General features: G+C 66.6%; 2 protein-coding genes. Both read left to right on the top strand.

Annotation, left to right across the window (positions count from 1 at the left end):
• The coding region (locus tag ACOHWE_RS20055) for a Re/Si-specific NAD(P)(+) transhydrogenase subunit alpha (protein WP_420668511.1) at positions 1–1,485 on the top strand (1,485 nt) is incomplete at its 5' end.
• 12 nt (positions 1,486–1,497) lie between these two features.
• Positions 1,498–2,633, top strand: a 1,136-nt coding sequence (locus ACOHWE_RS20050; RefSeq protein WP_420668510.1) for an NAD(P)(+) transhydrogenase (Re/Si-specific) subunit beta, incomplete at its 3' end; no start/stop codon positions are given.

Raw genomic sequence — 2,633 nt, 5'->3', positions numbered from 1 at the left:
TATTCCTGCGCGATCGAGAGCGGCGCCGGGGCGGGGGCGGGGTTTTCCGATGCCGCCTATGAGGCCGCGGGCGTGGAGATCGTCAAGACCGCCGCGGCGCTGTGGAAGAGCGCCGATATCATCGCCAAGGTGCGGGTGCCGGAAGAGGCGGAGCTGAAGCGGCTCACCAAGGGCAAGACGCTGATTTCCTTCTTCAATCCCGGCGGCAACGAAGCCGGGCTGGAGCTCGCGAAAGCCAAGGGCGCCACCGTCATCGCGATGGAGATGGTGCCGCGGATCTCCCGCGCGCAGAAGATGGACGCGCTCAGCTCCATGGCCAATATCGCGGGCTACCGCGCCGTGATCGAGGCGGGCAACAATTTCGGCCGCTTCTTCACCGGCCAGATCACCGCCGCCGGCAAGGTGCCGCCCGCAAAAGTGCTGGTGGTCGGCGCAGGCGTTGCGGGCCTCGCCGCGATCGGCACCGCCACGTCCCTGGGCGCGGTCACCTACGCTTTCGATGTGCGCCCCGAAGTGGCCGAGCAGGTCGAGTCGATGGGCGCCGAGTTTGTCTATCTGGACTTCGAGGAGGAGCAGCAGGACGGCAGCGCCTCGGGCGGCTATGCCTCTGTCTCCTCTCCGGAGTTCCGCGAGGCGCAGCTGGCGAAGTTCCGCGAGCTCGCGCCCGAGGTCGACATCGTCATCACCACCGCGCTGATCCCCAACCGCGAGGCGCCGAAGCTGTGGCTCGCCGACATGGTGGCGGCGATGAAGCCGGGCTCGGTGATCGTCGACCTCGCGGCCGAGCGCGGCGGCAACGTCGAAGGCACGGTGATGGATGAGAAGGTGGTGACGGACAACGGCGTCACCATCATCGGCTACACCGATTTCCCGAGCCGGATGGCGGCGCAGGCCTCGACGCTTTACGCCACCAACATCCGCCACATGCTGACCGACCTGACGCCGGGCAAGGACGGCCAGCCGGTGCATGACATGGAGGACGACGTGATCCGCGGCGCCACCGTGGCGCACGGCGGCGAGATCACCTTCCCGCCGCCGCCGCCCAAGGTGCAGGCGATTGCGGCGCAGCCTAAGAAAGAAGCGCCGAAGGAGCTGACGCCGGAAGAGAAACGCGCGCAGGAAGTGGCGGCCTTCAAGGCGCAGACCAAGAGCCAGGTGACCCTTCTGGCGGGCGGCGCGGCGCTGATCCTGCTGGTGGGATTGGTGGCGCCGGCCAGCTTCATGCAGCATTTCATCGTCTTTGCGCTCGCCTGTTTTGTCGGCTTCCAGGTGATCTGGGGTGTCGCGCATTCCCTGCACACGCCGCTGATGGCGGTCACCAACGCGATCTCCTCGATCATCATTCTGGGCGCCCTGATGCAGATCGGCTCAGGCAGCTGGCTGGTGATCCTGCTGGCGGCGCTCAGCGTTTTCATGGCCGGGATCAACATCTTCGGCGGCTTCCTTGTCACCCGGCGCATGCTCGCCATGTTCCAGAAATCGTAAAGGACCGGACCCATGGATTTCGGCTTCACGACTGCCGCCTATGTGGTTGCGGCTGTTCTTTTCATCCTGTCGCTCGGCGGGCTGTCGAACCAGGAAAGCGCCAAGCGCGCGGTCTGGTACGGTATCGCGGGCATGGCGCTGGCGGTGCTGGCGACGCTGATCGGCCCGGGCTCCGGCCTGTGGCTCTTGTCGCTCGTGCTGATCGCAGCCGGCGGCGTCATCGGCACCTATGTCGCCAAGCGCGTGCAGATGACCGAGATGCCGCAGCTGGTGGCGGCGATGCACTCGCTGGTCGGCCTCGCGGCAGTCTTCGTCGGCTTCAACGCGCATTTCGAGCTCGGCCGCGTGCTGGCAATGGACCCGGAGGCGCGCGAAGCACTCGAGGGTTTTGCCAAGGTGCTGGCCAAGAAGGACGGCGCCGAGCAGGCGATCCTCAAGGTCGAGCTGTTCCTCGGCATCTTCATCGGCGCGGTGACCTTCACCGGCTCGGTGGTGGCCTTCGGCAAGCTCGCGGGCAAGCTCACCTCGGCCGCCACGAAACTTCCGGGCGGGCACATGCTGAACGCGGGCGCCGCCGCCATCTCGCTGATCTGCCTCATCTGGTATTTCTCCGCAGGCAGCTTCCTGCCGCTCTTCATCATGACGCTGCTGGCCTTCTTCATCGGCTACCACCTGATCATGGGCATCGGCGGCGCCGACATGCCGGTGGTGGTGTCGATGCTGAACAGCTACTCGGGCTGGGCCGCGGCGGCGATCGGCTTCTCGCTGGGCAATGACCTCCTCATCGTGGTCGGCGCGCTGGTCGGCTCTTCGGGTGCGATCCTCTCCTACATCATGTGCAAGGCGATGAACCGGTCGTTCATCTCGGTGATCCTCGGCGGCTTCGGCGGCACCGCGGGCCCGGCGATGGAGGTCGAGGGCGAGCAGGTCGCGATCGACGCCGAGGGCGTGGCCCAGGCGCTTGAGGAGGCCGATTCGGTGATCATCATCCCCGGCTACGGCATGGCAGTGGCGCAGGCGCAGCAGTCGGTCTCGGAACTGACCAAGCGGCTGCGCGCGAAAGGCAAGGAGGTGCGTTTTGCCATCCACCCGGTGGCGGGCCGCCTGCCCGGGCACATGAACGTGCTGCTGGCCGAGGCGAAAGTTCC

It is taken from the genome of Cribrihabitans neustonicus (genome assembly GCF_048820895.1).
Taxonomy (GTDB): domain Bacteria; phylum Pseudomonadota; class Alphaproteobacteria; order Rhodobacterales; family Rhodobacteraceae; genus Cribrihabitans_A; species Cribrihabitans_A neustonicus.
The sequence above is the reverse complement of the archived record's forward strand: the minus strand, read 5'-3'. Positions and strand labels throughout refer to the sequence as shown.